Origin of the sequence: Chitinophaga sp. (genome assembly GCF_036569125.1) — a bacterium.
GTDB lineage: Bacteria > Bacteroidota > Bacteroidia > Chitinophagales > Chitinophagaceae > Chitinophaga.
Genome location: NZ_DATCRF010000791.1, coordinates 1 through 7,660 on the forward strand (window position 1 = coordinate 1; position 7,660 = coordinate 7,660).

Annotated in this window: 7 protein-coding genes; all 7 read left to right on the plus strand. The window is 47.8% G+C overall.

The window, feature by feature from the left end; all coding sequences use genetic code 11:
- Positions 1-102: 102 nt before the first annotated feature.
- A complete protein-coding gene (gene serC / locus VIM87_RS29110) occupies positions 103-1,173 on the plus strand; it encodes a 3-phosphoserine/phosphohydroxythreonine transaminase (RefSeq protein WP_089908465.1) in 1,071 nt (356 codons plus the stop codon).
- A gap of 310 nt (positions 1,174-1,483) precedes the next feature.
- A complete protein-coding gene (locus VIM87_RS29115) occupies positions 1,484-2,725 on the plus strand; it encodes a DUF1015 domain-containing protein (protein ID WP_332000383.1) in 1,242 nt (413 codons plus the stop codon).
- A gap of 165 nt (positions 2,726-2,890) precedes the next feature.
- Positions 2,891-3,979: a tetratricopeptide repeat protein gene (locus tag VIM87_RS29120; protein ID WP_332000384.1), complete on the plus strand. Its 1,089-nt coding sequence runs from the start codon at positions 2,891-2,893 to the stop codon at positions 3,977-3,979.
- A 252-nt stretch (positions 3,980-4,231) separates the two neighbouring features.
- The gene (paaN, locus tag VIM87_RS29125; protein ID WP_332000385.1) at positions 4,232-5,890 is read left to right on the plus strand and encodes a phenylacetic acid degradation protein PaaN; all 1,659 of its coding nucleotides are present in this window, start codon (positions 4,232-4,234) and stop codon (positions 5,888-5,890) included.
- 106 nt (positions 5,891-5,996) lie between these two features.
- Positions 5,997-6,650, plus strand: coding sequence for a YceI family protein (locus tag VIM87_RS29130; RefSeq protein WP_332000386.1), 654 nt, complete (start codon positions 5,997-5,999; stop codon positions 6,648-6,650).
- A 72-nt stretch (positions 6,651-6,722) separates the two neighbouring features.
- Entirely contained in the window at positions 6,723-7,013 is a 291-nt protein-coding gene (locus VIM87_RS29135) for a 2TM domain-containing protein (RefSeq protein WP_217606953.1), read from the plus strand.
- Positions 7,014-7,037: 24 nt separating this feature from the next.
- Positions 7,038-7,660: AMP-binding protein (locus VIM87_RS29140; RefSeq protein ID WP_332000387.1), on the plus strand; the 623-nt coding region annotated here is incomplete at its 3' end.

The following is a 7,660-nucleotide window of genomic DNA, read 5'->3' on the forward strand; positions in this document are numbered from 1 at the left end:
TCCTACACCACTTAACGAAACACCTTACTTTTTTTATCCGTTCCTTAGAAAAACCAAATAAAAGTGGAAGAAGCTAATAATTTATTTAATCAGGATCGCAACATGAAGGTGCACAACTTTAACGCCGGGCCTTCTGTATTACCAAACGAGGTATTATACAAAGCCAGCAAAGCGTTGATTGATTTCGAAGGATCGGGCATGTCAATTTTAGAGATAGGTCATAGAACAGAACTGTTCATGAACGTGTTGGATGAGGCTCGCAGCCTGGTAAAGGAGTTAATGCAACTAGAGGATGACTTTGAAGTATTGTATTTACACGGGGGCGCCAGCACACAGTTCATGCAGGTGCCTATGAATCTGTTGGAAAACGGAGAAACTGCTGCATATGTAGACACCGGTGTATGGTCATACAAGGCTATGAAGGAAGCCAAGTCTTTTGGATATGTAGATGCCGTGGCCAGCTCACGTGAAAGCAACTATAACCACATTCCCAAGCAATTCATTATTCCGCCACAGGCCAAGTTCCTGCATATTACCACTAACAATACCATTTATGGTACACAGTGGCAGAAAATGCCGGTAACAGACCTGCCGCTGGTAGCAGATATGAGCTCGGACATCCTGAGCCGTCAGCTGGACTTTAACAAGTTTGCGCTGATCTATGCCGGGGTGCAAAAGAATATGGGCGCTGCCGGTACTACTATGGTAGCAGTGCGTAAAAGCGCGCTGGGTAAGGTAACCCGTAAAATACCCACCATACTGGATTACCGCGTGCATATTGAGAATGGATCTATGTATAATACCCCGCCGGTATTTGCGATCTATATTTCCATGCTCACCTTACGCTGGTTAAAAGAGCAGGGCGGTGCAGCTGCCATGGAGCGCCTCAATGAAAAGAAGGCCGGTATGCTGTACAGTGAAATTGATAATAACCCGCTGTTCCGCGGTACGGTAGCCAAAGAAGACCGCAGCCGCATGAACGTGTGCTTTATTATGGATAAGCCGGAGCTGGAAGAAGAATTCCTGAAATTCTGTAAGAAAGAAGATATCGTGGGCATCAAAGGCCACCGCAGCGTAGGCGGTTTCCGCGCATCGCTGTACAATGCCCTGCCCTACGAAAGCGTAGAGGTAATGGTAGAAGCGATGAAGTATTTTAGCCTGAAGAAGGCGTAATGCATGTGCAGATGTGCAAATATGCAGATGTGCAAATGATTGTGCGGAGATTGACTGGTGAATAATGTTGTCAATTTGATTAACCGCTATAATGCTTAAAGTCCCGTTTCGTCTGCAGACGAACGGGACTTTTAAATTTAGGGATGTGCTAATATGCTAATGTGCTGATTTAACTCATTAACATATACCAGCACATTAGCATATTAGCATATTAGCACATCAGCACATTAAAAGGCATTCATTTGCACATCTGCATATTTGCACACCTGCACATTATTCTTATTTTTGCCCCCTCAACAATCACATAATCATGGCAATCATCAGACCGTTCAAAGGATTAAGACCGCAAGCCGCACTGGCTGCCCAGGTGGCCGCACGGCCCTATGATGTGCTTAGCTCTGCAGAAGCTAAAGTGGCCGCAGCCGGCAATCCTTATGCTTATTATCACGTTTCAAAATCTGAAATAGATCTGCCGGACGGTTCGGATATTCATAGCCAGGCCGTATATGAAAAAGCGGCCGAGAACCTGCAAAAGTTCATTAAGGAAGGCACCCTGTTCCAGGATGCCCAGCCCTGTTATTATATCTACAAGCTGGTAATGGATGGCCGTGCGCAGGTAGGCCTGGTATGCGCGTCGTCCATTGCGGATTATAACAATGGCATCATTAAAAAGCATGAATTTACGCGTCCGGAGAAAGAGCTGGACCGTATCAATCATATAAAAACCACCCGTGCACAAACCGGTAATGTGTTCCTGGCCTATAATGATGTGCCGGAGCTGAATGTGGTAATAGAGCACTGGCAGCACAAAGCGCCCACTTACGATTTTACTGCCGATGATGGCATACAGCACACCATTTGGGTAGTGGACGATGCCGCTGTGGTAGAGCAGATCACCGGCCTTTTTGCCGAAAAAGTGCCCTTTACCTACATTGCCGACGGACACCACCGTGCAGCCTCCGCCTCCCTGGTACAAAAGGAATTTGCCGGTAAAGGACTGGTTAAGTCTGAAGAAGACGCCGCCAACTTTTTCCTGACCACTATTTTCCCTGCCAGCCAGCTGGCCATCCTGGATTATAACCGCCTGGTAAAAGACCTGAACGGCCTTACGGCAGCAGACCTGCTCTCCCGCCTGGATTATGATTTCACGGTTGAGGAAGTAGGCCACCTGCCGCAGAAACCAGCCATGCTGCATGAGTTCAGCATGTACCTGGAAAACAAGTGGTACCGCCTGGTAGCCCGCGAAGGCACCTATACCACCGATCCTATTGGCATACTGGATGTAACCATCCTCCAGAATAATGTGCTGGATAAGCTGCTGGGTATTAAAGACCCGCGCACTGATAAACGCATTGATTTCGTGGGCGGTATCCGCGGACTGGAAGAGCTGGTAAAACGGGTGAACAGCGGCGAAATGAAAGTAGCCTTTGCGCTGTACCCGGTTACCATTCAGCAGCTGTTTGATATTGCGGACAGCGGCAATGTAATGCCTCCCAAATCCACCTGGTTTGAGCCCAAGCTGCGGGATGGGTTGATCACACAGCTGATCTGATGTGCAGATATGCAAATATGCAGATGTGCAAATGATATAAAAAAGGTCCCGGAATAACGTCCGGGACCTTTTGTTTGCAGGCTGCTGGCCATTTGCACATCCGCACATCTGCACATGCGCACATTTGTACATTTTCTTTACATTTACAACAAAGCAAAGACAGGCATGAACAGGCGATTTTCTTTATTGAAAAAAATACTAATAAGTGGCTTATTGTTATTTACCCAGGTAGCCTGGGCACAGGATGCGAATGAGCTGTTCAGCACCGCCAATAACTTTATACGCAGCGGCGATTATGCCAATGCCATACTGGTATTAAACCAGGCCTTACAGCTGGAGCCGGATAACACGCAGTTCCGCAAACAGCTGGGGTTTGCCTATTACCTGCGCGGGGAAATGCCCAAAGCGCAAAAGATCATTGATCCTTTGCTGGATAAAAAAGACGCCGATGCACAGCTGTACCAGATAGCCGGTAATATTTATCAATCCCGGCAGGACTGGAAAGGCGCGCAGCGCTTATATGATAAAGGGATCCGCAAATTCCCGGAAAGCGGGGAACTGTATAACGATAACGGGCAGCTGCTCATTAGCCTTAAAATGTTTGACGGTGCTTTGAACAACTGGCTCAAAGGCATTGAAAAAGACCCCAATTTTCCCGGTAATTATTACAATGCCGCCCGCACCTATTATTACAGCAAGGATCCGGTATGGGCCATCCTGTACGGCGAAATATTTGTGAACCTGGAAAGCTATACCACACGTACCGCAGAGATCCGTGATATATTAATTGAATCCTATAAAAAGCTGTTCAACGATCCGTCTATGCTGAACAGCATTCCGGCAGATATGGAAAGCGGCAAAAAAGGACGCCGTGGTAAAAGTGCGGAGCATACCGACTTTGTAAATGTGTTCCGGCAGCTGCTGGCCAAGCAAACCGGCGTTATCAGCAACGGTATTGATCCTGAAACGCTTATTATGCTGCGCACCCGTTTTATACTGGACTGGTATAATTTTTATAGCTTCAAATATCCGTTTGCGTTATTTGATATGCAGCGTACCCTGCTGAAAGAAGGTATGTTTGAAGCGTATAACCAATGGATCTTTGGGCCGGTAGCCAGCCAGGCCAGCTATCGCGCCTGGACCAACCTGCACAAAACAGAATACGATAAATTCATGCAATACCAGCGCAATCATCCGTTTAAATTACGCCCCGATGAGTATTATAATGATGGCCGGTTTACGTTAAGCAGGTAGCGTTTAATGTGCAGATGTGCAAATATGCGGATGTGCAGATGAAGGGAATGTGTTGATGTGCTAATATGTTAATGTGCTGGTTTTTGTTAGGTGTGGATGGGAGTAAATGTATGGATATGCGGATGAATGGAATGTGCTGATGTGCTGTTATGTTTTATATGCTTTATATAGTTATGTATTGAAAATTGAGAATGCAAGTGCCGATGAATCCACGTGGTTATTAATTATTCATTGTTAATTATTAATTATTATATGCTTGCAACAAAACACCAAAACACAATTGACAACGCGGTAAAAGCCAATCACGAACGGCGGTTTTACTCGCAGTACCCCGAGCACCCCAAAGCTTACGGAGAAGAAGCCCCTGCCAAAGGCGCTGAAAACTATAAGGAAATGCTGCAACAGCCTTTTGACCAGCTGCTGCAAACCGGCGCCGGTAGCCGCGTAGGCGAAGAAACCTCTCCTTACACCCTGGAAAAGCTGGGCATCACCTATCCCGCCTTTACCGTCAGCGAGCTGGTAACCAATGCAACAAACGCAGCCAGGCAATGGGCCAATACTTCTGCTACCAACCGGGCCGATATACTGGTAGAGACCCTGGAAAGGATCAAAGGTTATTTCTTTGAAATAGCACATGCTACCATGCATACCACCGGCCAAAGCTATATGATGAGCTTCCAGGCCTCCGGCCCGCATGCCAATGACCGTGCGCTGGAAGCCATTGCCATGGGGTATGAGGAATTACAACGTTTCCCCGCAGAGCAGGTATGGGAAAAACCTATGGGCAAAACCAGCCTGCAGCTGCATAAAACCTTTAAGGCTGTACCCAAAGGTATTGGCCTGGTAATTGGATGCTCTACCTTCCCGGTATGGAACTCACTGCCAGGTATATACGCAGATCTGATCACGGGCAACCCGGTGATCGTAAAGCCGCATCCGAAGGCAGTGCTGCCCATAGCCATTGCCATCAGCGCTATACAAAAGGTATTGCAGGAGAATGGTTTTGATCCGCACCTGTGCCAGCTGGCAGCTGACAGCAGCGAGGAGCCAATTACCAAAGAGCTGTGTGAGCACCCGCTTATTACACTGATCGATTACACCGGTGGCACTGCTTTTGGTGATTATGTAGAATCACTAAAGAACAAAACCGTTTTTACAGAAAAGGCCGGCGTTAATTCAGTAATACTGGATAGTGTGCAGGACATGGACGCAGTGGCACAGAACCTGGCCTTTGCCGTATGCCTGTATTCCGGGCAGATGTGTACTGCGCCGCAGAACTTTTTTATACCTGAGCAGGGCATCAGCACCGCCAATGGTAACCTGAGCTTTAATGAAGCAGCGCAGAAAATCAAGGATGCTATTGCCGCTTTGGTAAATAATCCTAAAATGGGCGCCGGCACCCTGGGTGCAGTACAGAATGATGTGACCTTACGCCGCGCGCAGGACGCTGTTACACTGGGCGGTAAAGTGCTGCTGCAGGGCGGTCCGGTGGTGAATGAAGAATTCAGCAAGGCGCGGGTATGCTCCCCTACCGTACTGGAAGTAACCAGCGCCGATCAGAATATTTATGAAAAGGAATTATTCGGACCAGTGATCCTGATCATTAAAACAAAAGATACCAATCATTCCATACAGCTGGCCAAACAACTGGCCCAGCAACATGGAGCTATTACCTGTGGCGCCTATACGAACGATGCGGTAGTGAAGGAAAAAATTGCGGAGGAAATGAATAGTGTGTTCACACCCGTATCCTTCAACTTTACCGGGTTTATATGGGTGAACCAGCATGCCGCCTTTTCAGATTTTCATGTTACGGGCGGTAACCCGGCAGGCAATGCCAGCTTTACTAACCAGGAGTTTATTTTGAAAAGGTTTGTGTGGGTAGGCAACCGGGAAGTAGTGGGCAGTTAATAGTTGGCAGCAGGCAGTTTGCAGTGGGCAGTCATGCTGCAAATACAGCGTAAAATTTTATGACTGCAAACTGCCCACTGCAAACTGAGAACTAATTTTTACTTGTATGCGATACTTTTTACTGATCATGGGATGTTTGATAGTGGCCTGCCAGCAGGCGCCCAAGGCGGATAAGGCAACGATCTCCGATGCCCAGTCCGTGCAGAAAGGCGAAGGCGCGGCTTACCACTTAAACACCAGCGAAAGCTATGTGCAATGGATAGGTACTAAACCCACCGGCCAGCATACCGGCCGTTTTAAAATAAAGAACGGTACCCTGAATGTTCAGGACAGCGCTATTACCGGCGGCAGGTTTGTGATCGATGTTGCTTCCCTGGAAGATATAGACCTGAAAGCGGATACCTCCATGAAAAATAAGCTGGAGCGTGAGCTGAAGGGCGCCATGTTCTTTGATGTAGCACAATTCCCCGAAGCCGAATTTGCTATTACCGGGGTAAAGCCCTTTGTATCAGACGGTAATGAAGTGCTGCTAAAAGACGCTACGCATACCATACAGGGTAACCTCACCATTAAGCAGATCAGTAAGAATATTTCCTTCCCTGCCAAAATAGTATTGCAGAAGAACGAGGTTACTGCCACGGCCAACTTTAACCTGGACCGCACGTTATGGGGCATGACCTACCGCGCAGATAAATCTGTGCAGGATAAACTGATCAATTCCCTGGTAAACATCCAGTTCTCCATTAAGGCGGAACGGTGATAGAATAGGCAGTCAAATTCAAATAAAATTATTTAAATTTAATTGCCTCTATTATCACTAAAACCTGTTCTCATGGAAAATACACAACAACGGGATGAACGGCTCTGGCGCATTGCCAAAGCCCGGACTGCATTTAAATCGCACCTGATCACCTACCTGGTAGTGAATGCAGGTTTGTGGGCCTTATGGCTGATCACAACCGGCGGCAACCGGGGCGGTACTCCCTGGCCCATATGGCCGGCCTTTGGTTGGGGTATTGGCCTGGCTTTTCACTACTTTGGCGCCTACCACAACGATCCCCATGGAAATACTATCCGCGAATATGAAAAATTACAGAACGAACAGCAGAGTCGTGGCCTGTGAAAATGGCAAAAAGCAAATTAAAGCATGATGGATCAACCGAGCCGATTATTTGACGTACTCGCCTGGCAGCTGGAAAAATATCCCAAAGAGGATATGCTGGCAGGCAAAATAGACGGGCAATGGAAGAAGTACAGCACCCGGGAAGTAGCAGATCTGACCATGCAATTCAGCTCCGGCTTATTGCAATTGGGCATTAGCCGCGGCGATGGCAGCCTGGAAGGCAAAGATAAAATAGCCATTATTTCTGCCAACCGGCCGGAGTGGATGATCACGGACCTGGCCTGCCAGCAAGTAGGCGCCGTATTGACCCCTATTTACCCTACTATCAGCCAGCACGAGCTGGCATTTGTATTAAATGACGCAGGTGCACGCATCCTGTTCGTCAGCAATGAGGAAATACTGGAAAAGGTGATTGCCATCCGTGACCAGCTGCCTGCGCTGAAAGAGGTGTTTTCCTATGATAAGATACCCGGCGCCCGCCACTGGACAGAGGTGCCGGCCCTTGCCAAAGAGGAGGACTATGCCACCATTGAGGCCATTAAAAAGAATACAGACCCCGAAGAGCTGGTGACGATCATTTACACCTCCGGTACTACCGGCACACCCAAAGGTGTAATGCTGACCCACCATAATATTATGAGCAATGT